Origin of the sequence: Hymenobacter terricola, assembly GCF_017921975.2 — a bacterium.
GTDB classification, from domain to species: Bacteria; Bacteroidota; Bacteroidia; order Cytophagales; family Hymenobacteraceae; genus Hymenobacter; species Hymenobacter terricola.
Genome location: NZ_JAGEMO020000255.1, coordinates 1 through 360, shown reverse-complemented (window position 1 = coordinate 360; position 360 = coordinate 1). Strand labels below are relative to the sequence as shown.

Annotated in this window: 1 protein-coding gene; it reads right to left on the bottom strand. The window is 52.5% G+C overall.

The window, feature by feature from the left end:
* Positions 1-183 (bottom strand): phage terminase large subunit (locus J4G38_RS29355; RefSeq protein WP_226164221.1); only part of this gene is annotated, 183 nt, incomplete at its 3' end.
* Positions 184-360 lie beyond the last annotated feature (177 nt).

The window sequence follows — 360 nt, the reverse complement described above, 5'->3', positions numbered from 1 at the left end:
CCTGACCACAAGCAGGTTAGCCTGCGGCTGTGCCATCAGGTTGACGATAAACCACAGGGCGGCAGTAGTAGACTTTTTGGAGGCTCTTGAGCCTTTGACAACGCGGTAACGGCATGCGGTATTCCAAAAGTCCTTGTACCCGCCGCCTACAATGTCTGAAAGCCTGACCTGCCTGACTGCCATCTGACGCTGTTAGTCCTTAAGATCGTTGATAATCTGCACCTGTATAGGCGAGGATGAAGTTACATCAATCTGCTGCTTCTCTGACCACTCGCCGTCGCCGTGCGTCTTGAGGTAAAAAATCGTCGCGGCGGTGTTCTCGCCTGATGTAGCCATCTCGAACAGCACGTTTTCAACCTT